The organism is Pseudomonas phoenicis (genome assembly GCF_047302395.1).
Classification (GTDB): Bacteria; Pseudomonadota; Gammaproteobacteria; order Pseudomonadales; family Pseudomonadaceae; genus Aquipseudomonas.
Genome location: NZ_CP154852.1, coordinates 3,495,987 through 3,522,051, shown reverse-complemented (window position 1 = coordinate 3,522,051; position 26,065 = coordinate 3,495,987). Strand labels below are relative to the sequence as shown.

The 26,065-nt window shown below is 54.6% G+C and carries 22 protein-coding genes, 1 tRNA gene and 2 pseudogenes; 12 read left to right on the top strand and 13 right to left on the bottom strand.

Going from position 1 to position 26,065, the window contains the following annotated elements; genetic code table 11:
* Window positions 1-96 precede the first annotated feature (96 nt).
* Window positions 97-2,112 carry an excinuclease ABC subunit UvrB gene (gene uvrB / locus AA0Z93_RS15830; RefSeq protein ID WP_413047979.1) on the bottom strand — a complete coding sequence of 672 codons (2,016 nt, stop codon included), beginning with the start codon at window positions 2,110-2,112 and terminating at the stop codon, window positions 97-99.
* Between the two features lie 278 nt (window positions 2,113-2,390).
* Between uvrB and AA0Z93_RS15825 the strand changes: the two genes are divergently transcribed.
* Together AA0Z93_RS15825 and AA0Z93_RS15820 are read left to right on the top strand one after the other, a co-directional pair.
* Window positions 2,391-3,587 carry an amino acid aminotransferase gene (locus AA0Z93_RS15825; protein WP_413047980.1) on the top strand — a complete coding sequence of 399 codons (1,197 nt, stop codon included), beginning with the start codon at window positions 2,391-2,393 and terminating at the stop codon, window positions 3,585-3,587.
* 60 nt (window positions 3,588-3,647) lie between these two features.
* Window positions 3,648-3,723: transfer RNA gene (locus tag AA0Z93_RS15820), tRNA-Asn, on the top strand.
* Window positions 3,724-3,793: 70 nt separating this feature from the next.
* Here the strand turns inward: AA0Z93_RS15820 and AA0Z93_RS15815 are convergent.
* The 6 genes and pseudogenes from AA0Z93_RS15815 to AA0Z93_RS15790 all read right to left on the bottom strand — a co-directional run.
* Window positions 3,794-4,354, bottom strand: coding sequence for a DUF1285 domain-containing protein (locus tag AA0Z93_RS15815; RefSeq protein ID WP_413047981.1), 561 nt, complete (start codon window positions 4,352-4,354; stop codon window positions 3,794-3,796).
* A 7-nt stretch (window positions 4,355-4,361) separates the two neighbouring features.
* Window positions 4,362-4,967 carry a DUF4823 domain-containing protein gene (locus AA0Z93_RS15810; RefSeq protein WP_413047982.1) on the bottom strand — a complete coding sequence of 202 codons (606 nt, stop codon included), beginning with the start codon at window positions 4,965-4,967 and terminating at the stop codon, window positions 4,362-4,364.
* A gap of 85 nt (window positions 4,968-5,052) precedes the next feature.
* The gene (locus AA0Z93_RS15805; RefSeq protein ID WP_313740034.1) at window positions 5,053-5,688 is read right to left on the bottom strand and encodes a TetR/AcrR family transcriptional regulator; all 636 of its coding nucleotides are present in this window, start codon (window positions 5,686-5,688) and stop codon (window positions 5,053-5,055) included.
* A 352-nt stretch (window positions 5,689-6,040) separates the two neighbouring features.
* Complete coding sequence (locus AA0Z93_RS15800; protein ID WP_413047983.1) at window positions 6,041-6,823, bottom strand: TatD family hydrolase; 783 nt, start codon at window positions 6,821-6,823, stop codon at window positions 6,041-6,043.
* A gap of 30 nt (window positions 6,824-6,853) precedes the next feature.
* Window positions 6,854-7,840, bottom strand: coding sequence for a DNA polymerase III subunit delta' (locus tag AA0Z93_RS15795; RefSeq protein WP_413047984.1), 987 nt, complete (start codon window positions 7,838-7,840; stop codon window positions 6,854-6,856).
* A pseudogene (locus AA0Z93_RS15790) lies at window positions 7,833-8,171 on the bottom strand (dTMP kinase); the annotation flags it as partial. The gene AA0Z93_RS15795 and the pseudogene AA0Z93_RS15790, both read right to left, overlap by 8 nt.
* Before the next feature lie 114 nt (window positions 8,172-8,285).
* Here AA0Z93_RS15790 and AA0Z93_RS15785 point away from each other — a divergent pair.
* From AA0Z93_RS15785 to AA0Z93_RS15760, 6 genes are all read left to right on the top strand, one after another.
* Window positions 8,286-9,164 (top strand): deoxynucleotide monophosphate kinase, encoded by an 879-nt coding sequence (locus tag AA0Z93_RS15785; protein ID WP_413047985.1) that lies wholly within the window; start codon window positions 8,286-8,288, stop codon window positions 9,162-9,164.
* 2 nt (window positions 9,165-9,166) lie between these two features.
* A complete protein-coding gene (locus AA0Z93_RS15780; RefSeq protein ID WP_413047986.1) occupies window positions 9,167-11,380 on the top strand; it encodes a hypothetical protein in 2,214 nt (737 codons plus the stop codon).
* A complete protein-coding gene (locus tag AA0Z93_RS15775) occupies window positions 11,373-13,445 on the top strand; it encodes a tyrosine-type recombinase/integrase (RefSeq protein WP_413047987.1) in 2,073 nt (690 codons plus the stop codon). The genes AA0Z93_RS15780 and AA0Z93_RS15775 overlap by 8 nt, the downstream gene beginning before the upstream one ends.
* Window positions 13,442-14,431: a hypothetical protein gene (locus AA0Z93_RS15770; protein WP_413047988.1), complete on the top strand. Its 990-nt coding sequence runs from the start codon at window positions 13,442-13,444 to the stop codon at window positions 14,429-14,431. Before AA0Z93_RS15775 ends, AA0Z93_RS15770 begins: the two co-directional genes overlap by 4 nt.
* A complete protein-coding gene (locus AA0Z93_RS15765) occupies window positions 14,431-15,756 on the top strand; it encodes a site-specific integrase (RefSeq protein ID WP_413047989.1) in 1,326 nt (441 codons plus the stop codon). The genes AA0Z93_RS15770 and AA0Z93_RS15765 overlap by 1 nt, the downstream gene beginning before the upstream one ends.
* A gap of 743 nt (window positions 15,757-16,499) precedes the next feature.
* A complete protein-coding gene (locus AA0Z93_RS15760; RefSeq protein WP_413047990.1) occupies window positions 16,500-17,750 on the top strand; it encodes a serine hydrolase domain-containing protein in 1,251 nt (416 codons plus the stop codon).
* Window positions 17,751-17,960: 210 nt separating this feature from the next.
* Here AA0Z93_RS15760 and AA0Z93_RS15755 read toward each other — a convergent pair whose 3' ends face one another.
* Window positions 17,961-18,275 carry a cupin domain-containing protein gene (locus tag AA0Z93_RS15755; RefSeq protein ID WP_413398534.1) on the bottom strand — a complete coding sequence of 105 codons (315 nt, stop codon included), beginning with the start codon at window positions 18,273-18,275 and terminating at the stop codon, window positions 17,961-17,963.
* 396 nt (window positions 18,276-18,671) lie between these two features.
* Between AA0Z93_RS15755 and AA0Z93_RS15750 the strand changes: the two genes are divergently transcribed.
* From AA0Z93_RS15750 to AA0Z93_RS15740, 3 genes are all read left to right on the top strand, one after another.
* A complete protein-coding gene (locus AA0Z93_RS15750) occupies window positions 18,672-18,941 on the top strand; it encodes a chlorhexidine efflux transporter (RefSeq protein WP_413047992.1) in 270 nt (89 codons plus the stop codon).
* 61 nt (window positions 18,942-19,002) lie between these two features.
* Entirely contained in the window at window positions 19,003-19,275 is a 273-nt protein-coding gene (locus AA0Z93_RS15745; protein ID WP_413047993.1) for a LysR family transcriptional regulator, read from the top strand.
* Window positions 19,276-19,295: 20 nt separating this feature from the next.
* Window positions 19,296-19,727, top strand: a complete 432-nt coding sequence (locus AA0Z93_RS15740) for a LysR substrate-binding domain-containing protein (protein WP_413047994.1) — start codon at window positions 19,296-19,298, stop codon at window positions 19,725-19,727.
* Here AA0Z93_RS15740 and AA0Z93_RS15735 read toward each other — a convergent pair.
* Entirely contained in the window at window positions 19,720-20,916 is a 1,197-nt protein-coding gene (locus AA0Z93_RS15735) for an IS256 family transposase (RefSeq protein WP_413047995.1), read from the bottom strand. The two genes, AA0Z93_RS15740 and AA0Z93_RS15735, sit on opposite strands and share 8 nt — an antisense overlap.
* Window positions 20,917-21,042: 126 nt before the next feature.
* Here AA0Z93_RS15735 and AA0Z93_RS15730 point away from each other — a divergent pair.
* Window positions 21,043-21,252, top strand: a pseudogene (locus AA0Z93_RS15730) (LysR substrate-binding domain-containing protein); the annotation flags it as partial.
* Window positions 21,253-21,294: 42 nt separating this feature from the next.
* Here the strand turns inward: AA0Z93_RS15730 and AA0Z93_RS15725 are convergent.
* From AA0Z93_RS15725 to AA0Z93_RS15710, 4 genes are all read right to left on the bottom strand, one after another.
* Entirely contained in the window at window positions 21,295-22,023 is a 729-nt protein-coding gene (locus tag AA0Z93_RS15725; RefSeq protein WP_413047996.1) for a TorF family putative porin, read from the bottom strand.
* Between the two features lie 101 nt (window positions 22,024-22,124).
* Window positions 22,125-23,555 (bottom strand): aldehyde dehydrogenase family protein, encoded by a 1,431-nt coding sequence (locus tag AA0Z93_RS15720; RefSeq protein WP_413047997.1) that lies wholly within the window; start codon window positions 23,553-23,555, stop codon window positions 22,125-22,127.
* 81 nt (window positions 23,556-23,636) lie between these two features.
* Entirely contained in the window at window positions 23,637-24,809 is a 1,173-nt protein-coding gene (locus tag AA0Z93_RS15715) for an MFS transporter (RefSeq protein ID WP_413047998.1), read from the bottom strand.
* A 146-nt stretch (window positions 24,810-24,955) separates the two neighbouring features.
* The gene (locus tag AA0Z93_RS15710; RefSeq protein ID WP_413047999.1) at window positions 24,956-25,999 is read right to left on the bottom strand and encodes a histone deacetylase family protein; all 1,044 of its coding nucleotides are present in this window, start codon (window positions 25,997-25,999) and stop codon (window positions 24,956-24,958) included.
* Window positions 26,000-26,065 lie beyond the last annotated feature (66 nt).

Genomic DNA, 26,065 nt, shown 5'->3' with positions numbered 1-26,065 from the left:
ATGCTGCTCCAGCCATGGCAGACCGCAGTCGTGAGACTGGGCCTGCATGACGCAGGACGGGTCGATCTGGCGCGGACCGCCCCGCCCTGCATACCCTTACGTGGTGATCAACCGATCGCGCAGCTTGCCCACTTCATCACGCAACTGCGCTGCGGTCTCGAACTCAAGGTCCCGTGCGGCCTGGAACATGCGCTCCTCAAGCTGCTTGATGCGCTTGGTGATGTCGGCCGGCGTCTTCAGTTCGGCCTCGGCCCGTGCGCTCTCCTCCGCCGCCTTCGCCGCGCCTTTGCGTTTCTTGCTACGCGCCCCCGGTACGGTCGCGCCTTCGAGGATATCGGTGATGTCCTTGACCACGCCTTTGGGCACGATGCCGTGCGCTTCGTTGAACGCCATCTGCTTCTCGCGCCGCCGCTCGGTTTCATCGATCGCCCGGCGCATGGAACCGGTGATCTGGTCGCCGTAAAGAATGGCACGCCCATTGAGGTTGCGCGCGGCGCGGCCGATGGTCTGGATCAGCGAGCGGTCCGAGCGCAGGAAGCCCTCTTTGTCGGCATCGAGGATCGCCACCAACGACACCTCCGGCATGTCCAGGCCCTCGCGCAGCAGGTTGATCCCCACCAGCACGTCGAAGGTGCCCAGACGCAGGTCGCGGATGATCTCTACCCGTTCCACGGTGTCGATGTCCGAGTGCAGGTAACGCACCTTGACGCCATGGTCGGCCAGGTAGTCGGTCAGGTCTTCGGACATGCGCTTGGTCAACGTGGTCGCCAGTACTCGTTCGCCAATCTCCACGCGCTTGCGGATTTCCGACAGCAAGTCGTCGACCTGGGTCAGCGCCGAGCGCACCTCCACGGGTGGATCGACCAGCCCGGTAGGACGCACCACCTGCTCCACGACGCGCCCGGCGTGCTCGGTTTCATAGGGCCCTGGCGTGGCCGAGACGAAGATGGTCTGCGGCGTGATGGCCTCCCATTCGTCGAAACGCATGGGCCGGTTGTCCAACGCCGACGGCAGGCGGAAGCCATATTCCACCAGGGTTTCCTTGCGCGAGCGGTCGCCTTTGTACATCGCGCCGACCTGGGGCACGCTGACGTGCGACTCGTCGATCACCAGCAACGCGTCTGCGGGCAGGTAATCGTACAGCGTAGGCGGCGCGGCGCCCGAAGGCCGTCCTGACAGGTAGCGGGAGTAGTTCTCGATGCCGTTGCAATAGCCCAACTCCAGCATCATCTCCAGGTCGAAACGGGTCCGTTGCTCGAGGCGCTGGGCTTCGACCAGCTTGTTGTGCTTGTGCAGGTATTCGAGCCGGTCCTTGAGCTCGACCTTGATGCCCTCTATGGCTTCCAGCAAGGTGCCGCGCGGCGTGACGTAGTGGGTCTTGGGGTAGAAGGTGAAGCGTGGCAGCTTGCGGATCACCTCACCGGTCAGCGGATCGAAGGCGGCGATGTTCTCCACCTCGTCGTCGAACAGCTCGATGCGGATGGCTTCGAGGTCCGACTCGGCCGGGAAGACGTCGATCACATCGCCGCGTACCCTGAACGTGGCACGGGCGAAGTCCATCTCGTTGCGCGTGTACTGCAGGTCGGCAAGACGGCGCAGCAGCGCGCGCTGGTCGAATTTGTCGCCGCGGTCGATGTGCAGCACCATCTTCAGGTAGGTGTCGGGGCTACCCAGGCCGTAGATGCACGACACCGTGGTGACGATGATGGCGTCGCGTCGTTCGAGCAGGGCTTTGGTGGCCGACAGGCGCATCTGCTCGATGTGGTCGTTGATCGAGGCATCCTTCTCGATGAAGGTGTCGGACGACGGCACGTAGGCTTCGGGCTGGTAGTAGTCGTAATAGGAGACGAAATATTCGACCGCGTTGTTGGGGAAGAACGCCTTGAACTCCCCGTACAGCTGCGCCGCGAGGGTCTTGTTGGGCGCCAGGATGAGTGTGGGGCGCTTCACCTGGGCGATGACGTTGGCGATGCTGAAGGTCTTGCCGGAGCCGGTGACGCCGAGCAAGGTCTGATGCGCAAGCCCGGCGTGGATGCCTTCGACCATCTGGCGGATGGCTTCGGGCTGGTCGCCAGCGGGCTCGAAGCGGGTAACGAGCTGGAACTCGGACATGAGAGACCTCTGCCACCTGTAAATTTAACCAGTAGTTTATACCCATTCGGGTAGCCTGGAGAACCCTTTCCCCTGCCACTCGACCGGTCGCTATGCAGTGGACCGGGCAAACTGATCGATGGTTGGAAAAAAATTGCGTCAATCGCTGGAAATCCTGCGCCAGACTTTCGCAGTACAGCCGTGTCATCACTATACTGACTCCCCGTTTGTGCACCGCTTCAGTGCATGTCGGCTGAAGGGTGCGCGTGCTCCCATCCTTCAATCAGAGCCAAGGTAAAATGAGCCTGTTTTCCGCTGTCGAGCTGGCACCCCGCGATCCCATTCTGGGCCTCAACGAAGCATTCAACGCCGATCCTCGTACCGACAAGGTCAATCTGGGCGTGGGCGTTTATTCCGACGAAACCGGTCGAATTCCGCTGCTGCGTGCCGTGATCGAAGCCGAGCGTCAGCGCACCGAGCAGCAGCTCTCGCGTGGCTATCTGCCCATCGACGGCATTGCCAGCTACGACCAGGCGGTGCAGAAGCTGTTGTTCGGCGCCGAGTCGCCGTTGCTGGCCGCCGGCCGAGTCGTCACCGTACAGGCCGTGGGCGGCACGGGCGCTTTGAAGATCGGTGCCGACTTCCTCAAGCGCCTGAGCCCCGACGCCGCAGTGGCGATCAGCGACCCGAGCTGGGAAAACCATCGTGCGCTGTTCGAAACCGCCGGTTTCCCAGTGCAGAACTACCGCTACTACGACGCCGCCAGCCACGACGTCAACCGCGCCGGGATGCTCGAAGACCTGCAGCAACTGCCGTCGGGCTCGATCATCGTGCTGCACGCCTGCTGCCATAACCCTACCGGTGTAGACCTGAGCCTGGACGACTGGAAAAACGTGCTGGACGTGGTCAAGGCCAAGGGTCATGTGCCCTTCCTCGACATGGCCTACCAAGGCTTTGGCGACGGCATCGACGAAGACGCTTTCGCCGTGCGCCTGTTCGCCGAATCCGGCCTGGACTTCTTCGTGTCCAGCTCGTTCTCCAAATCCTTCTCGCTGTATGGCGAGCGTGTCGGCGCGCTGTCGATCGTCACGGGTTCGAAGGATGAGGCCACACGCGTGCTGTCGCAGGTCAAGCGGGTCATTCGCACCACCTACTCCAACCCGCCCACCCATGGCGCCAGCGTGGTCGCGGCGGTGCTCAACAGCCCTGAGCTGCGGCAGATGTGGGAAACCGAGCTGGGCGAGATGCGCCAGCGCATCCATGGCATGCGCAAGCAGATGGTCGAGTTGCTGGCACACTATGGCGCGCAGCGCGATTTCAGCTTCGTGGGTCGCCAGCGTGGGATGTTCTCCTATTCAGGCCTGAGCGCCGAGCAGGTGGCGCGTCTGAAGGAGCAGTTCGGCATTTATGCCCTGGACACCGGACGCATTTGCGTCGCGGCGCTCAATCAGTCGAACATCCACGTCGTGACCAAAGCCATCGTGGAAGTGCTGTAACGCTCGAATGCGCTGGGGAAGGTTGACTTCCCCTTTGCAATCAGTAACATACGCACACATTCCGCGATAGCTCAGTCGGTAGAGCAAATGACTGTTAATCATTGGGTCCCTGGTTCGAGTCCAGGTCGCGGAGCCAAACGAAAACCTCCAGATGCCTACGCACTGGAGGTTTTTTTATGGTCGCCACATGAAGCGCGCGTGAGGCTTCACTCGGTCTCGCCAATCGGATAGAACGTTCCCGAACTCCATACGCCCAACCACTGCCGGCCATCGATGATCTTGGGTACGGCCAGCTCCACCATCTGATAGAACACGCTGCGGTGGATCAGTGCATGCAGGTTGTCGTGCACGCGCAGGTAGGGCGATGGTTCGGCGGAATGCGCATCGACCTGCACCTCTATCGGATGCTCCGGCCCCGCTTCGATCTGCTCGTCGACCTGGGTAGTGAAACGCAGCACCTGCTGCTCGCCCTGCCCTGTCACCTCCAGCAGGACCGCCACGAAGGGCGCATCGTCGACACGGATGCCGACCTTTTCGACCGGCGTGACCAAGAAGTAATCGTCGCCCTCCCGGCGCAGGATCGACGAGAACAGGCGCACCATGGGTTTGCGTCCTATGGGTGTACCCAGGTAGTACCAAGTGCCATCGCGGGCGATGCGCATGTCGATGTCGCCGCAGAAATCCGGATTCCACAGGTGCACGGGCGCCCGTGCCTGCCCTTTGGGAATCTGTGCCAGCAATTCACCCGCCTTGTCCGACTCGGTCATCACACCCTCAGCGACTCATGCCTAGAAGGCTTCGAGCGTACTCGCGCATGGGGGCGCCGAGCAAATCTTCGGGTTTGTTGTCGTGCAGCGTCAACAAACCGCCACGGCTCTTGATCCGCACGGTATCGATCAGATAACGGGTGCTGGTTTCGATGAGCATCATCTGCACCACTCCCGAATCCCAGCCCAACCGGTCGACTGCCTGTTCGTCGTACCACTGGTCGCCATTGCCGATACGGTCGTCGGTGCGCGCGTAGCGGGTGTAGAGCACATAGTGCGCGCCTAGCGAACGCGCCTGGGCCAATGCTTCCTCCAGCCCCAGCGGTCCGTCGGCGCGGCGCACCAGAGGGAAATACTCGACGAAAGCTTTGAAGGCCTCTTCAGCCACCACGTTCTGTCGGGGTTGCGGCCCTTTGCCGGGCGGCACGAAAGCGCCCTGCCCGATCAGGATGTAGGAATCTGGCTGGAGGCGGATCGACAGGGTACGCCGGGTGTCACTGTGATCGAGCAAGCCGGCGTCGCTCATGTGATAGCGCACGCCCTCGCCCATATCGCTCACGTTCATGCAGCCGCCCAACGCACACAGCGCCAGCAGCAAGACCAGACTCCGCATCCTTCCTCTCCCTACCGGCGTCGAAAACCCGGCGTTCAGGGGTGCAATGCAGCTTTTGCGCCAGGTGTGCGAATGGTGTGCAGGTTCAGGCGAGCGGCTCGGGATCGCGTTTGCGCTTGTTGCCCATGCGCACGCCGATGTCCATCAAGAACTGGAAGAACCCCTCTTGGTCTTCCAGCACATTGCTCCAGAACGGCGAGTGGTACAGCGCCACCGCGCCGTGAACCAACGCCCAGGCGGCACAATAGTGGAAGTACGGCGGAACGTCTTCGAGCTTGCCTTCGCTGATGCGACCTTTGATGAGCAGGGTCAGGCGTTCGAAGTTCGACGCGCGGATACGGTGCAGTTCCTCGACCATCTCCGGCACCTGATTGCCTTTGACGACCTTCTCTTCGAGCCGGTCGAACAAGCGGTAACGCTGGGGGTCGCGCATACGGAATTCGAAATAGGCACGCGACAGGGCTTCCTGGTCGCGGTCCACGTCGTCGGAATGCAACAAGCGGTTGAGGTCACCTTCGTAGTCGAGCATCAGCCGCAGGTAGATCTCGGCCTTGGACTTGAAGTGCTTGTAGATCGTGCCTTTGCCAATGCCGACGGTGTCGGCGATCAGCTCGACGGTGACGCTGTCTTCGCCTTGCTCAAGAAACAGCTTGAGAGAGGTATCGAGGATTTCCTGCTCGCGGCGGCGGAACTCACGGACCTTACGAGATTCTTTCTGCATGGGAAGGACTGGCTGAAAACGAAGCGGATTATTATGCCTAACCGTCAGCAAATTGCACGGAACATCGAAATCGACACCGGCGAACGATGACTTGGGGCAACCAGCCAGGCTCCTGCTCGCCACCGCCTGCGCAGACCGTTCGGCGGCACATCGTACATCTGCTTAAAAAATGATCAACGGAACTGGCACTGCGCCGATCCTGGCCAATACTGAAAAGGCCGACGTCTAGCACCCCCTGGCGAAGCGTCGGCGCAGGCGCCATGGACCGAGCGCCCTTGTTCTACTCCTAATGGTCTTGACCCGGAATCCGCCCCCCCGGACCCGGGTTTTTTTTACCTGGTCGACAGGAGCGTCAAGCGACTCGCGCCAGCGGGAACAGCCGCTTGAAGTTTGCGGTGGTCTGTTCGGCCAAGCCCTCGTAGCTTTCGCTGCGCACTGAGGCGACGAACTCCGCCACCTCACGCACGTATTGCGGCAGATTGGGTTTGCCACGGTGGGGGATGGGGGCCAAGTAAGGCGAGTCGGTCTCCACCAACAGACGATCGGCAGGCACCTGCCGTGCGACGTCGCGCAACGCGTCGGCATTGCGGAAAGTGACGATACCCGAGAGCGAAATGTAGTAGCCCAGATCCAGCGCCGCCTTGGCCATCGCCCAGTCTTCGGTGAAGCAGTGCAGCACGCCGGCCTGCGGCAAGCTGAATTCGCGCAGCAAGTCCAAGGTATCGGCGCGGGCGGCACGGGTATGCACCACGACCGGCTTGCCCGTCTGCTGCGAGGCTTGCAGATGCAAGCGGAACGAGGCTTGCTGCACCTCGGCCGCCTCGGGCTCGTAGTGATAGTCCAGGCCGGTTTCGCCGATGGCGACGACATGCGGATGGGCCAGCTCGCCCAGCAACCAATCGAGGGCCGGAGCCTGTCCCGGTGTGACGTCGAGGGGATGGATGCCCACGGCGCAATCGACGTCGGCGTATCGCTCGCTGAGCGCCTTGACCGCACCGGCGTTGTCGGCACTGACGCCGATGCACAGGAAGTGCCCCACCCCCCGGTCGCGCGCCGCTTGCAATGCGGCGTCGAGCGAGCCTTGGTGGCTGCTGAGGTCGAGTCGATCGAGGTGGCAATGCGAGTCTACGAGCATGGAAAACAGGTATCCGTCGGAAAATGGGTTTCAGCGCGAACCGGGCAGCTGCGCCCAGCGGGCCAGCAAGGCCTCGAGCAACAAGGCGCGGTTGAGGTTGGCTTTGCCGAGCACTTTTTGCCGCTGCTCCAATACCCACACTTGCAGGTCGAGCACGCTGGATTGGCGGCTTTTCTGCGCCAGATACTGGACGACCTTGCGCATGTCGGGCATGCCCAAGCCTTGTTCGTCCTGGGTCAGTTGATAACGCAGCAGCAGATGCGACCAGTCGCAGAACCAATCGAACAGGCGCAGCAGTGGCACGCCATTCCAGGCTTCGGCCAGTTGGCTGGGCGACTTCTGCTGTTTGAGCAACTTCTTCACCCCGTCGACCACCAACGCACGCTGCTCGCGCACGCCCTGCTCCTGCAAAGTGACCGCCAACAGCGCCGAGCCACAGGCGAGGGCCAGCAGTTCTTCACGCTCCTGGGCATCCGCTTCGGGCAATGCCGCAGCCAGGTACGTCTGGCTCTGGGCCTGGTCGGGCAGCGGACAGGCGATCTGCTGGCAGCGGCTCTTGACGGTCGGCAGCAAACGGCTCGGCTGGTGGCTGACCAGCACCAGCACGGTATCGCCCGAGGGCTCTTCCAGGCTTTTGAGCAGAGCGTTCGCGGCATTGACGTTCATCGCCTCGGCCGGCTCGATGATCACCACCTTGCGTCCGCCCAGTTGCGCGGTCTGCACGACGAACGCAACCAGCTCCCGGACCTGGTCGACCTTGATCGGCTTGTCGGCTTCTTCAGGCTGCAAGACGAAGTGGTCGGGATGCGTGCCGGCCTGCAACAGCAGGCATGACTTGCACTGGCCACAGGCGTCTCCCGCCTGCGGCTGCTGGCATAACAGCAGTGCCATCAACCGTTCGGCCAGCGCGCGCTTGCCGATGCCCTGTGGGCCATGCAGCAGATAGGCATGGGCATGCTGGTCACGGCCAGCCATTTGCTGCCACAACGAGGCCTGCCAAGGGAAGGATTCAGCCACGGCACCGGTCCAGAATGTCGGGCAACAGCCCATCGAGCTGGCGCTGCACGCTTTCCAAGGGCTGCGCAGCGTCGATCAGACGGTAGCGTTCGGGGGCAGTGCCCGAGCGTTCAAGATAGGTACGGCGCACCGCTTCGAAGAAGTCGCCGCCTTCCTGCTCGAAGCGGTCCAGCCTGCCGCGGGCTGCGGCGCGCGCAAGGCCTACCTGCACCGGCAGGTCGAAGATCAGGGTCAGGTCGGGACGCAAGGCGCCCTGCACGAAGTCTTCCAACACGGCGATACGCGAGACGGGCAACCCGCGTCCGCCGCCCTGGTAGGCGTAGGTAGCGTCTTGTTTCGCTTTTGCTGAAAATGTAAACACAGTGGTATTATCTACCCATACGACAAAATGTAAACACGCTGTTGGAAGGGTCTGCAAAACCCCACAGCCCAGGGAGTACAAGGCTTGAGAACAATTTTGGGACTGGCAGCCAAGGCTCGCTCAGGGAAGGACACAACAGCCCAGCTCCTGCTTAAGGATGCAAGGGTAGCGGCATTTGCCCTTGCGAATCCACTGAAAGCAGGTTGCCAGGCGTTATTTGGTCTGTCCGAGGCCGAAGCCTGGGGTGACTCGCACAAGGAGATTCAGATTCCTCTTTGGGGGAAGTCGCCCCGGGAATTCTTCCAACAGGTCGGCACTGAGTGGATGCGAGGCCTGGACGCCAACCACTGGCTGAAGCGCGCAGAGCGAGAGATCAATCCAGCTGCTGTGGATGTCCATTCCGGTGCGACCCCAAATCTCCTACTCCCAGATGCCCCCCTCCGCCTGGCAGCCCAAGCCTTCTTCAATTTCACCGATGCCCAGGTTTGGGAAACGCCCCAATTCGACCAAGTCGATTCGTACTGGGGCCTAAGCCCTCGACAGGCTGTGGGGTACCTGGAGCAAAAAGCTCTGGTACTCACCCCCGACTACTACCGGAAACGCTCTGCGCTGCCGACACAGCCACCTAAGGCGCTCCTTGGCATTCCTCAGACCGCAGCGGTGATCATCATCACTGACATCCGGTTTGAGAACGAGGCCGCGTTCCTGCGCAGCCACAACGGCGTCATCTGGCATATCGTCCGCCCGGGTGTGCAGTTGGTAAACGCTCACTCCTCCGAAGCGGGTATCGAGCGCCGACCTGAAGACGCGCTGATCATGAATGACGGTTCGCTTGACCAGCTTGAACAGCGAGTAAGGCTGGCGTGGGAACAGCTGATTTCAAGCGCCTTGACGCCCGGCCTGCAAACCGGCGATGGCCAGAACCCGCAAAGCATCGAACTCCCTAACAAGGGAGATCAGTGATCATGTTGGCCCACACCGAGTATCTGGAAGAAAAGATCATTAGCAAGAAGGGCCAGCCCGTACCCTGCCGCTACCGTCAGCATCTCGCTTGGGATCGCGAGCTTCCACTTTGCATTGCTTTGGACTTTGTGTTCAAAAACTACGCAAGCACTCGTACACAGTCTAATGGCTATCTCCTACTGACTGCCATTGAAACATTCATGACTGTTGTTCAACAGCACAACTCCGTTAACCCCGTGGGATTAGCCGCAACCCGCTTTGAGCACATTACTTCGGACTTATTCACTCGATATATTCATTATATTCAAGCGAGCGGAATTCCCATTTCCTATGCCGAGCGCATGAAATCGGCATTGATTGGCGCAGCAAAAGAAACAGGAAAAATCCCACTTCTTATTCTGCCCATTGTTCCGCAGAAGCCAAGAAAAGAAACGGAACCACTCGAACCCGAGGCATTTGATGCACTTGAGTCTGCACTGCGGAGCCATATCGACGGCCTCTACGCAAAGCTTGAGTTTCGAAAGCTGGTTAATGCTAGCGAGCCTTACACTTGGGCCGAAATCAATAAGCATGCTTATCCAGAAGTCTCCAGAGAACAGGTATTGGGGTTCTGCAAATTTAATGGAGGCCACAGCTGTAGCGAAAGAGCTAAAGCACAGCTCTTAGCAGCTGCTAAGCGTTGCGCGGATCCTGTTATTCAGACTATCGCCCAATCAGGTGGGGACGTTCTCCATGTCCTCATCAACATGGCACGCACAGAACCAGACCTTGCTCCACTGGATAGCATCCCTGTGGGGAAACAGCCAGGGCCTGCGGCATGGAGCCCGGAACTCCCTCGCCTCCTGAAAACCCTGTCAACCCAAGGTTATCCTTTCGAGATGCCTTTGGAAATCATTGCCACACGCTATTCGAAACCTAAGGACGTCCAAGAACACTACCGTGACGATATGATCTCGATGATCATGTATCGACTAAAACGATTGAACTGGAGCGAGACTGCCGCCCCGCTGCCTTTGTTGGACGATCTGCTGGGTCTTTATTTTCCGACTGAATTGGACATGACCGCCCTGGTATTATTCATCATGCTGCAGAGCAACTGGAACAAAGAGGTAGTGCTGGCGGTAGACCGGCACAACTTTGAGCACGCGCTGACCGCTACCATTGAAGATTCACTTCGCGTGGTGTTTTCCGAGAAGCAAAGGTCGCAAAGCAACAATACCGAATACCTCAAACCCCAAAGGCAGAACGCACCGACTTCGACCAAAGACCCATATTCCATCTATAACATGATCCGTCTTGCCAACCAGTTGGCAAAGCCTCTCATGAAGTATGAGTTGGATTATATCCCGCAGGGCGAAACCAAAGACAGTTTAAACCCTCTCTTCTTCTGCATCCGGGATCACGCTGACTGGCTCAATAAAGGCGGACGACACACTTCCATTGCCAACCCCAAAGCGTTTCGCATTGGCGTAAAGTACCTGCTTGAAAAGTACGAAATCATCGAGAACGGGGAACGCCTCACAGGGGCAAAAGATCTCACGCGTCGCCTTCGCCCTACCTGGACGGCCTATAAAAAGAAAACGCACCCTCTTTCGATGTTGTCCCGAATTAGTCTGGGTCATAAGGATCAGGCGACGACGGACATCTTCTACGACAACCACGCCCAGGCCCAAACGGAACGTTTCAAACGGCTGCGTGTTGCGTTTGAAGAAATCATGGATCTGCTGCGCTCCCGACAGTTCAAGGGCATGTTGCTCACTGCCCATGCGCAGGAACAGGCCAGCGGCGATATCAAGTTCTTCCATATTCCTGGCCATCGCCGCGCCATGTGGGGGTGCCGTGACCAGATGAAGCCAGATTGGGCGGGCGCACAAACCCTGCGCGAGCAGGGAAAGAAGTGCTTCGAGCTGGATCAGTGCATCTTCTGCAGTCAGATCTGGATTTTCGAAGACTCGTTGCCCTACCTGATCGAGCGGATGAGCCAACTTATGCAGGAGATGGAGGAAGAAGACGACATCATCTTCTCGTCGCGGGTAGCTAGCGAGATCAAGGCACTGGAATTCATTCTTGATAACTGGCCAGTCGTCGAAGATGAAGACGAGGACGAAGATGCCATGACCAAAGCCGAGAAATTCCAGCGGCTCAATAAGCCTCTGCTACCCCGCAATCTCAACAGCCTTAAACTTCTCTTTGAAAGCGAGTCGCTCGATGTCTGAATTGACCTTGGAAGAACTTGAACGCGAACTTGACTTGGACATCGAAGACGCCAGAAGCGAAAACAAGGATGATATTGAGGAAATGTTTAAGGAGATTGATCTCTCAGTCCTCTTGGTTCGCGGGACGCTGAAGTATAAGCTTTTGCATGGCGAGGGCGACTTTGCGATCAATGACAAGTCAAACTATATGAGCCCGACGTGGTCGCTGCCCAGTGGCAAGCATCGCCACCCTAACAATGTGAAGTTTGATCGATCAGTTCTTGGCTCTAACGACCTAAAGCGCGCTTTGATCTTTCACATGCTTCCTGAAAACGCCTTCATGGGAAACATTCGATCCTATAAAACTTCCAACACTGCCGCAAATCAATATTCCATCCTAGAAAAGTATATTTTCACGGATAACTACCTCGATGCTACACCCGCAAGCCTACTCGCCATCTCTGCCACTTTGATAAATAAGGCATTGGACAAAGCGCGAGAACAAGACAAGAAATCTCACTACTTTGTCTTGTTCAAGTTTGTGATGCTGTGGACATCTTTGTCCAGCCACGACATGATTCCGGAAGAGCTGAAAATCAAGGTTACTTTAGGCGAACTTGATACCATTGAGCGCAAGCAAGATGTTGTGAATGTGTATACTGGCAGCATGGAAAGCTGGGTCGCGTACTCGGAAGAAGATCTGGAACAGCTCATGGACTATGCGCTGTTCTGGACTGAAAAGGCGCTGCCAGAGCTTTTAAAAGCCAAGGACTTTGTTCTGCAGAATGATTACACCCAGAACAAAGGCACTATTTACAAATACAGCTATCCTCATGAAGCAGAGGCGGCACTCAGTATTACTGTTGATGGCCGCAAGGTGATGAAACCGTCGATCAAAACTCGGCTATATGAGGGGAGAACGTTCTATGTGACTTCTTGGCGTCGAAGTTACAACACAGCAATGGACAGGGTACGGAATTCCATTTTTATCCTTCTTGCACTAATGACAGGTGCCAGGAAGTCCGAGCTCGCTACCCTTCGCGACTCTGATATCTTCAAGGATAAAGTCGGTGACTATTGGGTCAATATTACCCGATGGAAAACATCCAAAGACCCGAATTACCGTGGCGATACGGAAGCGCTTCCTCTCCCAAGGTTCATCGGGGAGGTCATTGAGCGCTATGCGGAAGCTCAAACTGCAAACCCGGAAATCATTCGCCCTTATCTTTTCCAGGCCAATGAAAGCTACCGAAAGGTTGAGAGAGCCACGCCGGGTTTGATTAACATCCTTCTTACGCAACTCAAAGATGAAATCCCTGTAGAGCGCCTGCACCCCCATCGCTTCAGGAAGACAATTGCCGAAATTCTTATCAATCGGGATGAGCGAAATATCGAACTCATTCGCGCACTGTTCGGCCATAAAAGCTATGCTATGACGCTGAGGTATATCGCTCGCAACCCGCTCATGGTTAGAGCGGTAGCAATTGCCATTGAGCAAAGTTATACCAAGGATTTCCACGAACTTATTGCCGAGATCAAATACGGTCGCTTCTCAGGCACTGCGGGATCGCGAATTGCGGAACAAGTACTTGCCAAGCCTGAGGAGTTTACCGGCAGCCAGATGAGAACTTCGGTCTTGCTCTATGTTTCTCACCTTTTGAAAGCCGGTGAGCCGATCTTTATTCGTCGGGCTGCGATCGGCACGTACTGCGTGACCGGTGAGGATTATACCCCAAGCAATCTCCCGCCCTGCATTGAGCAATCGTGGGAACCAGGCCAGGCGCTTATCCCAAACCCAAGTAACTGCCAAGTGGAATGCAACAAGCTGGTTTTAGTGGAGAAGGCCAAGACTGCGCTGGAGGAGAATATCGCCTTCTATTCAGCGATCCTCGACAATCCTGACTCCAAGCTCAATGCAAAAACCGAGCAGGAATTGGCAAGGCGTGTGGCTGCTAGTCAGCACCACCTTAGCAACCTCCAGATGAACCGCCTGCCACTTCCCCTCTACACCGATTCTGGTCACAAGATGGTGGGCGCTCAAACACACAAAACCCACATCATCGTACGGTCAGGAGAGTTCGCATGAATGTCAATTCAACGCGAGAGCGCCTGATCAAGATCATCGCGGAACATCAGCTGGCCGGGGATGGTTCCAAGCTAAAAATTGGCGATCTAGCCATTCTGGCTGGTATTAGCCGTCAATCTTTCAATCGGTATTATGATGACCTAAAGCCTTATATCACCGGCGATAAGAAAATCGGGGAACTCCTGACTGGTTCAGATAACAGTTCACTTTCGGATCTTCTTATCAAGAGCCAAGCCCGAATTGAGGAGCTGGAGGCCTCACTTGCCGAACAACAGGAAGAACATGCGCGGCTCATGGAAAAGACCTTGAGCAATCATATCTCCACGCTGATGAATAATGACATTGCTTTTTTCAGTGCCAATAAGATTCGCGCCAACTTCGAATCCCAGTCCCTGCAAGTCGACAACCTTGGCAATAAGATTCTTGAACTAGAAGCGGAGCTCGCACTGGCCAAGATGGAAAGTACCATCCCAGACAGTCCAAATGAAGCCACAGGTAGCAGGGGCAAGGTGACGGTGGTCGACATGGACATCGAGTCGATCTTCAAAGAATACATGAAACACAAAGATCTGGAAAAATACAGTACCGAGAAGCTTCGTCTAATCAAAGCCACTACGGATCGAGTTGGAAAACTAGCTAAGGCTGAGAACACAGCAGTAGTACTATTCTTCGAGCGCTACATATCGCGATTCAGTGTCTTCTCAGATAACTACCAACACCACTCCCCACAGAATGTCTTGCTGGTTCGAGCTCCTCTATTCAGACGATCCGAGTACCTGCGTTTCCTGAAGACATTGGACACCCCAACCGAGATAACAGCTTACGTGCCTGCGTGCCTCTCCCCGGCAGACAAGCAGGCCCAGAGAAGCTTTTTCGCCAGAATCGTTCCAGACTTTGAACTGAGTGAAGCAGATTCGGCTGACCCATTAAAACTGGAGCAAGGTTTCCATCGCGTGATCCAGTACAGTATCAAGCAGGGTGAGTGATGATTACCATCAAACGGCAAGACATGACTTACCACAGCAGTGAGTTGAACACCTCAGTCTCCCATTGCATCCTGGTTGCGAACCATAAGAAGAAACAGGTCTTGCTCAGCCATGCCAACCTGTATCTATATTACGCCTCAAGAAAGTCAATTGCGACTTCGAGACGATATGCCAGCATCATCTTGATGTTCTATCGATTTCTTTCAACTCAGCCGCACTTTGAAAACATTGATCCAGCCCAGTATCACGTCATTGCAGATAATAGGGATATCCGACGCTGGAAGGTTCAGAGGCAAATTGATCGCGTGGCGAGGGGTTCGTTGCGCCCCACCACTGAGACAACGTCGCTTGATGCTACGGTTTTGCTTTTTTACTTCCGCTGGCTCAAAGACAATCGGTTTGTGACCAACGTTGATGTAGCGCTCAGAACCTGGCAAGCCAAGTTCAAAAGCCCAAAAATGCTCAATTACATCCAACTTAGGGCCCGAGTGAGCATCGACAGCAGAAACATCGACACGCTTGACCGAGCGAGCAGGCAAAAGGTCTCTCGCGATTTGATCAGCAATCGCGAAATCGAGACTCTCCTGAAGTCATACAACGACCCCGTGTACGCTGCGATGTTTCTGTTGGCGATGGGCACAGCCATGAGACCGATGGACTTGTGCAATTTTCCGTACATAGGCAACGGAAAGAACAAGCACATTATGCCATTCTCGGACATGGCCAAGTCTGGCAAAACCGTGAAATACAAGGTCGAGGCCAGCAAGGGTAATAAAACCCGAACAATCACGTTAAACATGTCTGACCTTGAAGCACTGGAGAACCTATATATCAGTGAGCATTACCATGTTCGCCGGGGCCTCTACAAGAAGCGGTTTGGTCACGAATGCCCGTTAGACGTTTTGTTCTTAAGTTCACGGGGCATTCCGGTTACGCCACATATGGTTGCAACCCGCACCTATGTTGCTAAGCAGCGGGCTATGCAAACCGATCCAGAGTTCAGGCCCCATCTCTCCTTCTATGAATCTAGGCATTGGTGGCCGACCAAATATCTCATTGAATTTTTTGGAGACAAACTGCTCACTGAATATGCAGACGGCTATTTCCAGGCAGCGGCCCAAGCGCTTGCCGATCAGATGGGTCATTCATCTGTTGAGACCACGTATAAATACTATGTGAATATGGCCAGGGTTGTGATGGATGCTCACGCCGGGCGAGTGCAGGAACTCATCAGTGCTCCGTCCAACAGCGTCATTGAGTTCTTGCATTTGTTTGACGACACAAAGCTTGAAGGCATCATCAACGCGCCGGATGACGAGGCCTGAGGCCACCGCTGCTGCTGTCCCGGAGGATGACGACTCAGCGCTGCCACTATCACTGAGTCAGTACCATGCATCCTCTGCTCAAGCACCGTGCCTTGCATGCTCGCTTTGAAGATCGGTTGCCCATGCCCTTCCCTGTACTCAAGGTGGTATTCGAGCCCTTGGGGTTTAGAGTGAATTGCACCTGTTCTTAGACACTCCAAGCTCACGAAATAGCGCTTCCCACACTCTACTGGAGACAGCTGCAGAGGACTACTGTGTCGGTGTCTAGCTAGTTTGCTAACTTTATCTGATCGCCAGATGAAGTACTAAATTGGGCATCCGCATCACCCCATCAAGCATAAAATCAACTTCTAGGGCGGAAAAGCCTGGGCATGGGATTCGTTTATGAGGTCGACCGAACTGAAAATTGGCCAAAAATGACCGACATTGGCCGATTGAGACGCCTTTTTTTTTGCATATATATGAAAAGATCTCGAGGGTAACGGCATAACCGTGCTGATTTATTACCAACCTATTCCAGCCAGGGATCGCTAGTGATGTCGATAGCCGCACTTCGAAGGCAACCAAGCCTAAACCTGACCGCTATCATAGATCACTGGCAAGAAAAATGCTTCTAGGCGCGGGATCGTCGGCCGGTGTGTTTTACCGTGGGTGGGGTGCTGAGCGCGTTGGTGTTCGGCCACCACTACCTTTTATAACCATTTCATACCTAATATTATAACCACAAATATGAGAGCAACAGGATGAACCTAGCAGAACTGATGGGCCAAGCTTATAAAGATTCGCAAGCTCAGCGGGCCGCCCATGACTACTCAGCACAATGGATGAAGGGTAGCCCACCAGCGAAGGAACATCTAGTCACAATCGAAAACTACATGTCCGCTCCGTTCAATCGATGGGGGTTTAGACATCTAGAAAAACTCACACGCACAACTTCGATTGATCGCGGCACACAGCCCACCTCCAAGTTTTCTTACACACTGCGGGATCTTTCCGATTTTAAATTCCAGAGTGCCACCGGCCAGTCAATGTCTCTAGAGGAACACCTCTCTGCCGCACTCACCGATGGCTTCATAGTATTCAAAGACAATGAATGTGTTTTTGAAAAATACTACGATGGCCATAATGAAAGAGACCGGCACATCCAGTTCTCGACAACAAAATCTCTGACTGGCCTAATTGCTGAAGAATGCATTACCAAAGGCGCGCTGGATGCTAGCAAGCCGGTTACTTATTACATACCAGAACTCACCGAGAGTGTATTTGGAGACGCCACGGTAAGGCAAGTTTTGGATATGACCATTGGCTACGATTACTATGAAAAATATGACGACCCCTTGAGCAATACTGCTCAGTTCGGGTACGCAAGTGGGCTCTGGATGCCACCTAAAGGCTCAAATTTTTCAGACAACATTTATGATTATCTTAAGTCTCAAACAAAGACTGCACCACATGGAGTGCAATTCAGATATGTGACAGCATGTACAGAGACCGTGGCTTGGCTTATAGAACGAGCAAGCAGCAGGTCTATTACAGACATCATCACTGAGATTTGGCAAAAGCTTGGATGTGAACGTGACGCATATTTCGTCAATGATGCTACTGGTCGAATCTGCTGTGGCGGCGGGCTCAACAGCACACTTAGAGACATATCACGTTTCGCGCTGATGGTTGCCAACCGTGGGCAATGGAACGGACAGCAAATAATTTCGAGAGAAACCGTTGACCGGATTTACAAAGGGGCAGATCGCAGTCACTTTGCATTGAACGAAGAGTTTTCTATGCTCCTCCCTGGCGCTTCGTATCGTTCACAGTGGTACGTTTACGAAGACGAGTCAATTATGGCCGCAGGCATTCACGGTCAGATCATATACATACACGGCCCATCACGCACTGTAATTGTAAAACAAGCATCTCACATGGAAGCAGGCCCGATATTAGACTTGGACACCTTAGAGATGTTAAAGTCTCTCGTAGCTTTTATTGATTCCTGAAAAATCAAGACCATCAATAGAGCACTGCAAGTAAGTGTGCCAATGCCTGTAAAGCATTGGCACCGCTTAAAACCACAAAAGATTATCAGAGCAATTTTGACACCTGACTGACTCTTTGAACAAGACCAATCAAATTATGAATCTATCCCTTTGATAAAAGCAATTTACTCTTCTGCCCACAGCAACTCTTGGCGTGCCATCCCCAACATTTCAATCACCCTTAGGAATACGATACGAATCTCCTGCCTTTAAGAAAATTTCTCGATCACCCATAGGTTTAATAACGACCTCACCACGAAGGATGTAATAGGTTTCTTCCGGTGGCGAATCTTCAATCACCTCGGTATAAGGTAGAGCCTGCCAAACACCGGAACCCAAACAGCCATTTTCGGAGGTTGTGAAGAAGGCTGAACGCTCTTGAATATCACCCTCTAAATTTTTTAGATCCTCCGCCCAGGAAAAATGCGGATACTTTAAACCGAAAACAATAATCAAGTTTAATGCTGGGCTTGGAAGCCATTTCACCTCCCTCAAGCATGCAAAATAAACACACGAAAAATATTTAACACCGCGCAAAATGGCGAGGTCTCAAACGGTCAAGTAGAGTACTATCTGGCCCTAATGACGCGCAACGATGAAATTTTGAGCAAACCGATGATATCTATTTTTGCCAACGTGTATTTCTACGAGACAATGTAACCTCAACTTAATTTGAGGGCCTCCATGAACCAACCAAAGGTTAGCCTCAAAGAGGCGAGCACTACAAGCAGTAGTCTACAAGGTGATCGCAGCAGGAATCTGCGGACCAATATTAACTTGGACTTCCTGATAAGTCTCAATCAGCACAAGCGATATGGCTTTGATTCTTTCCCTGTTTGTCATGATTTGAAACATTATCCATAACGCGATTTCTGACGAACTGTGTACCACTCCCCGCTTCGAGCGGACTATAGGAACCGTATTCTGCATGGCATAGGCTTAGAAATAAGCATAGTTGCACTATGTTTGCCAATTGGAATGTGGACGCTGGAAATTACCTTATCCGAAGCATCTCTCCTGGAGGTCGGTTTATTTGCATTCGCACTTCCTTACACCAATTTTTACAACTGGTCATTTGAGAAAATTAAACGTCTTTTTTCGCGCACCCTAGATACAGCTCCGAGAATCAAACACGCCCCAAGATCAAACTAAATTATCGTCACACCCTGCTTGATATTATTGCTATAGCCCAGGTTCAGAAGGAGAGGCGCGCATGCGATATTCACCCGAATCTTTAGTAGCATTCACGGAGGCTGCGGCGTTAGGATCATTCTCCGCTGCAGCCCGAAAACTCAACAAAAGCCAATCCACAATAAGCATATCCATCGCAAATCTGGAAGCAGACATAGGTTCGCAGTTATTTGATCGGGGTAGCAGTAAGCCGATATTGAACTCAGCAGGAGAACAGGTACTTGATAGGGTGCAGGCGATACTGGACGCGAGTGATAGCTTGGACGCCTTGGCATCACGATTATCAAAAATATAGAACCCTTCCTATCGATAGTAATGTCCGACGTTTATGGCCCGATCTTCCAAACCGATATTCTGCTGCGCTTTGAAAGAGAGTTCCCGCACACGGCATTTCAGTGCGGCCCTGCTGAAGGAGCCGATGTAATCCGTCTTATACAACAAGGCCATGCTCATATCGGAATTTTAATTGCCCATAAAACGTACCCAGCAGATATCGGCATCTCAAGCCTCGGAAATTTAACCGAATTTGGTGTATACGTTAGCTGTGATCATGCCCTTGCCAACGCTCGATTCGTATCGACGGTAGCACTCGGGGGTTATAGACAGTTGATGCTGAAAACATACGCCTCTGGAGCCGATCCCTCGAAACAGCAGAATTGGTCGGCACCCGATCACCTTGTGCGATCGTGTCCCAGGAAGTGGTGTAACTCATCATGGCGCTGGCCACTGAGTTTGCTGTTTAGTTGATCACGGCCGACAGCTTGGCCTGTGGATTATCGCTGACGGATTCAAAGGCCTCCAACTGCATATATCGCCGTTGCAGGCACCATTCGTCGTTTTGCTCCAGCAGCATCGCCCCTACCAGCCTTGTGATCGCAGGATCGTTGGGGAAGATGCCCACGACGTCGGTGCGGCGCTTGATCTCTGCGTTGAGCCGCTCCAGTGGATTGGTGCTGTGCAGTTGCTGTCGATGCGCTTTGGGAAACGCCATGTGCGCCAGCACCTCGTCCTCGCAGCCGTCCATGAGTGTTGCGATCTTGGGGTACTTTTCGCGTAACTGATCGGCCACCAGGCGCCACTGCTGGTGGCATTCCTGGCGGCTGTCCTGGGCAAACACTGTCCGCAGCAACGCTGCCACCATGGTGCGCTGGCCTTTGCCGACATGGGCCATGGCATTGCGCATGAAGTGAACGCGGCAGCGCTGCCAGGTCGCGTGGAAGACCTTGGAAACAGCCGCCTTCAAGCCTTCGTGAGCGTCGGAAATGACAAGCTTCACGCCACGTAGGCCCCGCCGCATCAGGCTTCGCAAGAAGTCCGTCCAGAACGGCTCGGCCTCTGAAGGGCCAACCCGCATGCCCAGCACTTCGCGTCCACCGTTGGTGTTCACGGCCACGGCAATTATTACGGCAACCGAGACGATACGCCCAGCCTCCCGCACCTTTACGTAGGTGGCATCGATCCAGAGGTAGGGCCAGTCGCCCTCAAGTGGGCGATCAAGGAAGGCGTGAACGCGCTCATCGATCTCGCCGGCCAGCCGTGACACCTGGCTCTTGGAAATGCCGGTCATGCCCATGGCCTTGACCAGTTCGTCCACCGAACGCGTTGAAACGCCTTGGATATAGGCTTCCTGGATTACCGCGGCCATGGCCTTCTCGGCAGTACGGCGGGGCTCAAGAAAGCCGGGGAAATAGCTGCCCTGACGCAGTTTCGGGATTTTGAGATCGACATCGCCAGCGCGCGTTTGCCAAAGGCGATCGCGGTAGCCGTTGCGGCTGTTTACCCGGTCAGCGCTTTTAACGTCGAAGCCGGCGCCGCACAGGCTTTCGACATCGAATTCCATCATGCGCTGGGCAACGAACTGGATCATTTGCTTGAGCAGATCAGCGTCTGCCCCTTTCTCAACCAACTCGGTCAGTGCGATAGTGGGCTTGGTCATCGTGGTTTCTCTGGTGAAGGTTAAGTCTGCAAACTCAACGTTAGCCAAGAACCACGATGACCATCCTCTTTCGCCCACAGGGCGCCTTCGGTTGGTTCAGTTACACCACTTCTCGGGACACGATCCCTTGTGCTGATGGAGTTTGCACTCCAGGGCTTCGGCTGGGCCGAGCTACCTCGTCTGTTAGTGGAGCGATTAGGTAACGGCGGCCTAGTGGAACTTGCAGTACCAGGTTTTCCAGAGCGCATGGATGTAGACTTGGTGTGGAGTCGCCGGCAAGCTCTAGGGCCCGCCGGTCAGTGGTTCGTCCATGAACTACAGAAGTTCAAACCATAAAATGCAAGAAAACGCCATTTTCATGGCGTTTTGGATTAGGCCTTAGAAGTCTTTGCTGACTCCGAATACCATTCGATTGGAGCATACATCTTCGTATACAAGGTAGCTGGCACATTCGCTTCTGGATAGATCCGAACCAATAAGACTGGCTGACCAGTTGAGCCCTAGATAAGGTTTGGAGACCTGAACCTCCCAGGAGCGGTAGGCCTCGCGAGAGCTCCCGCTCTTGTCAAAAAACATCGGATCTTTGAAGTCGCTTCGTCCGTACTTGACTTGAAGACCGACATCATATGGGAGGGTTGTTTTGTACCCTACATAGGTGTAGAGCGCGGTTTGGTCTCCGAAGTTATCATCGGAATAATACGCCCCCAGTAGGAAACCATAAGCATCCAACGTCACGTATTTTTCGCTCACGTTGAGGTTGCTTTGCTTAGGGTAGGTATATTTCAAATAGCCTACGTCGACGGCAACCCGCTCAGCGGGCTGCCACAGATAACCGCCGATGTAATCGGTCTCATAGCGCGCTTTGGATCCTCCCCCCAAGTCAATGTTTGAACTCCAGGAGGCAACGTAGAACCCGCTTGAGTGCAGTAACATTGCATAGACCTGCAGAGAAGGATCACGCTGAGTCTGCGAAAGTCCCCGACTACCGTATTCAGAAAACAGACCAACGTTACCAATCAGACTGAAATTCTCTGAAAGTTCTACAGCGTTTGCATTGACGATAGGGAGACACGCAGCCACGAAGGCACCGACCGTTGGAAACTTCATATAAAGCCTCATTCTTATATGTTGTGACGTGCTCTAGCACTTAAGGCAGATTCTGAAAGTAGATATACTGCAGGCTAATTTTTTATATCTGACTTTTGCCCTTAAATAGGCGAAAGGATGCTTTTCACTTCTTGGAACGAAGAAAGTCCAAATCTCCCCAACTCACGACCTAGACTGCTTTCTTTATACCCCCCCCAAGAAAGCCTCGGACTCACAATTTGTGGAGCGTTGATGGTGACAAAGCCCGCCTCAAGATTTCTAGACACTCGACGTGCCCGATCAGCACAGCCAGTGACAACGGCAGCTGCAAGTCCATACTTGCTATCATTGGCCAGCGCAATTGCCTCGGCTTCAGAAGCGAAGGTCATGTAGCAGAGCACGGGGCCAAAAATCTCTTCCTGCCAAAGCTCATGGGTGGAATCCAGGATTTCGATGACGGTGGGGGCAAAGAAGAATCCGCGCCTGGATCCGGCAACAGCCCCCCCCCCAATACGAGCAACCGCGCCAGGAAGAGCCAAGCCGCGCTCGACAGAAGCGACGACACGCTGGAAGTGGGTTTTGGACACTAGAGGCCCCATCTGGGCGCCCTCCGATGGCGCACCCACGCTGATCACTGTCACACGGTCAGAAAGCCGCTCAATGAAATCGGCAGCTATATTCTCGTCCACTAACAGGCGGGATGTTGCGGAGCATATCTGGCCCGCATTGTAAAAAATCCCTGCTACGACGAGTTCGATCGCTTCGTCAATATCAGCGTCGGCGAAGACTAGGATGGGAGACTTCCCTCCTAGTTCCAAGCTCACGTTTTTAACAGTCTCAGCTGCCTGCTTCATGATGTTTTTGCCGACCGCCCCACTGCCGGTGAAGGACACTTTGCTCACGCGGCTGTCTTCGACCAGCTTGCTGCCAACGATGTGGCCAAGCCCAGGCACAAAATTCACTACACCAGGCGGTAGGCCGACCTTGTCGATTATCGACGCCAGTGCCATCTCGGCAAGAGGAGTGTACTCCGAAGGTTTAACCACAACCGTGCACCCCGCAGCGAGCGCTGGAGCCAGCTTCCAGGACGTGGTCACCATTGGGAAGTTCCAAGGTGAGATCAAGCCAGCCACCCCAATAGGCTCACGGGTCACTTCGCCCCGGAAGCCTGGGACGTTGATGGACTCTTCGTGCGATTGAGGCTCTTTGGCAATCAACTCCGCGTAATAGCTGAACGTGTCAATGACAGCATCGACATCGATCTCAGCTTCGGCGAAGGGTTTGCCGCTGTTGCGCATCTGGAGATCGATCAGAAGTCCTTTGTTCTCCTGTACGCCCAATGCGATACGCTGAAGGTACTCAGCCCGGTGAGCAGGGGACGTTCGTGACCACTTCATAAATGCACCGGATGCAGCCTCAATAGCATCATCCATGTCCGCTGCACTACCCAACACTAAGCGCTGAATGACTTCCTCAGTCACAGGGCACACTACATCCCAAGTATCCCCAGTACCTTCGACCCAATGGCCATTTATATACAGTTTGCTCATCATAAAATCACCACCAGCAATCACATAACAAACCTAAAGTGGGAGCGCCTCGTGATGCTTCAGCGCTCCTATGCAAATGGAGGATCAACTAAGCCCGCGTTGAATCCTCGCGGTGCGCGACAACACAAACACAGCGCAAGGGACAATACACATCAAGTTCAACAACAGGCCCAAACTACTCAGTGGAGTGAAGCCGTCGTTGAGATTCAAGGTGAAGGCCGCAACCAATGGGCCAATTACCATACCCAGAGAGTCTGCACCGCCCACCGCCGCCGTCGTGCGCCCCGTGTGGTCTACATGGACCGAGAAGACCCTGATGTAAGTCAGGAGAAAGACGTAGAGGAACGCCATGCTGATGACCACCGCAGCAAACAGCGCTTGGGAGCCGAACTTCGCGTAGTAGAACGCCGACACACCCGATAGCAAGCAGGCGATTAGAATGGGAGCGATGGTCTTGGTGCGGTTGAAAATGAAGTTCACAACGAAGGGCACGAGTAATGTCGGCACAAGAATGACCGATCCGAGCTGACCAATTTCTTTCAGCGAATACCCGACGGAGCTGCCTGCCTGCTCAAAGTACAACCAGAGCGTGTTGGAGCCTGCACTCACTAGAAATGCGATGGTGAACAACGCAAGACTGCGGACGTTCAGCAACGATCCCAGCCCAGTGGACGCTTGAGTCTGCCGAAGCTTGTTTCGTGGCATCCAGATGACAAGCGGGATGCACAGCACGGTAACTGCGAGCATGAACCAGAACACCGCAACCGCCCCCAACGAGGGCTGCAAAACCGGAACGAGCTGGAACGAGCAAAGCGACAAAGCGGCTACGACGCCTGAGGTGTAAGCAAGGAGCTTTGTCCCGCCTCTGATTTGAGCAAGGGTCGCAAACCCGATCCCCATACAGAGGCCTTCACCAAACCCCGCCAGGCCTCGCGCAAAGAACATGGCATCCAGGCTGACGCTGCTGATCGAAATCAGGTGACCGGCAGAAGCGATGAGCAAGCCGACAAGGGAGGTCAATCGGGGAGGAAGGTACTTCAGCACTAGGGAAACGAGGAGCGACGCAAGTGCAATCATTGAGATTTCAGCACTGGTGGCAAACGTTGCGCTCGCTGGGTCGACGCTCAGTGCGTCGATAACTGCGCCAAAAATGAATGGCATGACCATGATTGGTAGACTTGCCAAACAAGGGAGAATTAATGCAGAAGTCTTCTGCATAAAGTTCGCCTCAACGAGACCATCATTATTTTCTTTCATTGCATCAGCCTATATATATTTTTGTAGGAACGGCAGCAACAAAACGCACGCGCACACGCCCCCTGTCATTTCAGGAGTGCTATTATTTTTAAAATTAATCTAGAGGCTCAGGAAAACTAATCTTCCATGAGCTTCAATATTGAGAACTACAGCTTCGAAGTACTCAAATAGCCAGCCAAAACATTCGACACGTTGATACCGATGTTTTGAGTGTCATAGCCACCCTCTTGAACGAACAAGGTAGGTACGGACAGAGAACCGATGAGTTCACCCATGCGGCTGAAGTCATCATTTTCGAGCAAGAACTTGGTCATCGGATCGCCTTTGAACGTATCCACGCCTAAGGAGACAATGAGGACATCCGGCGAGTAGTTCTTGATCTCCTGGAGGGCTGCTTGGAGCGCTTCACTCCAGGGTGACCAAGCAGTGTTTTCAGGCAGCGGATAATTGAAGTTGAGCCCCTCGCCGCTCCCGGCGCCCCGCTCGTCAGCGAAGCCGACGTAAAAGGGGTAGTCGAACGCCGGGTCAGCGTGCACGGATAGGAACTGAACATCGGAGCGATCGTAGAAGATGCCCTGAGTACCGTTACCGTGGTGGTAATCGACATCCAAGATACTCACCCGTGCAGCGCCGTCGCGCAGGAACGCTTGAGCAGCCAGACCGGCATTATTGAAGTAACAGAAGCCCGCCATGTAGCTTGCGCCGGCGTGATGCCCTGGCGGACGACAGAGGGCGTACGACGAACGCGCCCCGGCAGTCATGCGATTTTGCGCGGTGAGTGCAGCTTGAGCGGCGCCGTACGCGGCATTCCAGGTGCCAGCGGTGATCGGCGTTACCATGTCGATGCTGTAGTAACCCATCTGCGCGAAGATATTGTCAGACCGGGGCGGGTGAGAGCGTCCGACTTCGATGGAGGTAACCATCGACAGCATGTCGAAAGTGTTGCCCTCAGCAACCCAGCGCTCCCAAGCGCCCTGGAAGAATTCGACGTATTTGGGGTCATGCAAGCTAGCCAATGGTGCTAGGCCGAAGTCATCGGGAGCGATGATGGGGCCGAAAGCACGGTCACGCAGGCTGGTGACGATTTGGTTCGCACGCTCAGGGCACTCGAAGCTTGGATGGAATACTCCATCGATGAGCTCAGACTTACCGAAGTGCTCACCATGAGCTTCGCTGTATATTGTTATCATGAAAAGCCTCTGCTGCAGGGTAACGCGTATCTTGAAGCGATTCTGCGCCTCAACGGCGCCAGGCTG

Bases quoted from the DNA above. Each gene is read 5' to 3' on its own strand.
- AA0Z93_RS15715 (WP_413047998.1), bottom strand. From the start codon at position 24,809: ATGAAAGAAAATAATGATGGTCTCGTTGAGGCGAACTTTATGCAGAAG.
- AA0Z93_RS15735 (WP_413047995.1), bottom strand. From the start codon at position 20,916: ATGACCAAGCCCACTATCGCACTGACCGAGTTGGTTGAGAAAGGGGCA.
- AA0Z93_RS15770 (WP_413047988.1), top strand. From the start codon at position 13,442: ATGAATGTCAATTCAACGCGAGAGCGCCTGATCAAGATCATCGCGGAA.
- AA0Z93_RS15740 (WP_413047994.1), top strand. From the start codon at position 19,296: ATGTCCGACGTTTATGGCCCGATCTTCCAAACCGATATTCTGCTGCGC.
- AA0Z93_RS15760 (WP_413047990.1), top strand. From the start codon at position 16,500: ATGAACCTAGCAGAACTGATGGGCCAAGCTTATAAAGATTCGCAAGCT.
- AA0Z93_RS15825 (WP_413047980.1), top strand. From the start codon at position 2,391: ATGAGCCTGTTTTCCGCTGTCGAGCTGGCACCCCGCGATCCCATTCTG.
- AA0Z93_RS15710 (WP_413047999.1), bottom strand. From the start codon at position 25,999: ATGATAACAATATACAGCGAAGCTCATGGTGAGCACTTCGGTAAGTCT.
- uvrB (WP_413047979.1), bottom strand. From the start codon at position 2,112: ATGTCCGAGTTCCAGCTCGTTACCCGCTTCGAGCCCGCTGGCGACCAG.
- AA0Z93_RS15720 (WP_413047997.1), bottom strand. From the start codon at position 23,555: ATGATGAGCAAACTGTATATAAATGGCCATTGGGTCGAAGGTACTGGG.
- AA0Z93_RS15725 (WP_413047996.1), bottom strand. From the start codon at position 22,023: ATGAAGTTTCCAACGGTCGGTGCCTTCGTGGCTGCGTGTCTCCCTATC.
- AA0Z93_RS15775 (WP_413047987.1), top strand. From the start codon at position 11,373: ATGTCTGAATTGACCTTGGAAGAACTTGAACGCGAACTTGACTTGGAC.
- AA0Z93_RS15765 (WP_413047989.1), top strand. From the start codon at position 14,431: ATGATTACCATCAAACGGCAAGACATGACTTACCACAGCAGTGAGTTG.
- AA0Z93_RS15805 (WP_313740034.1), bottom strand. From the start codon at position 5,688: ATGCAGAAAGAATCTCGTAAGGTCCGTGAGTTCCGCCGCCGCGAGCAG.
- AA0Z93_RS15800 (WP_413047983.1), bottom strand. From the start codon at position 6,823: ATGCTCGTAGACTCGCATTGCCACCTCGATCGACTCGACCTCAGCAGC.
- AA0Z93_RS15815 (WP_413047981.1), bottom strand. From the start codon at position 4,354: ATGACCGAGTCGGACAAGGCGGGTGAATTGCTGGCACAGATTCCCAAA.
- AA0Z93_RS15780 (WP_413047986.1), top strand. From the start codon at position 9,167: ATGTTGGCCCACACCGAGTATCTGGAAGAAAAGATCATTAGCAAGAAG.
- AA0Z93_RS15810 (WP_413047982.1), bottom strand. From the start codon at position 4,967: ATGCGGAGTCTGGTCTTGCTGCTGGCGCTGTGTGCGTTGGGCGGCTGC.
- AA0Z93_RS15745 (WP_413047993.1), top strand. From the start codon at position 19,003: ATGCGATATTCACCCGAATCTTTAGTAGCATTCACGGAGGCTGCGGCG.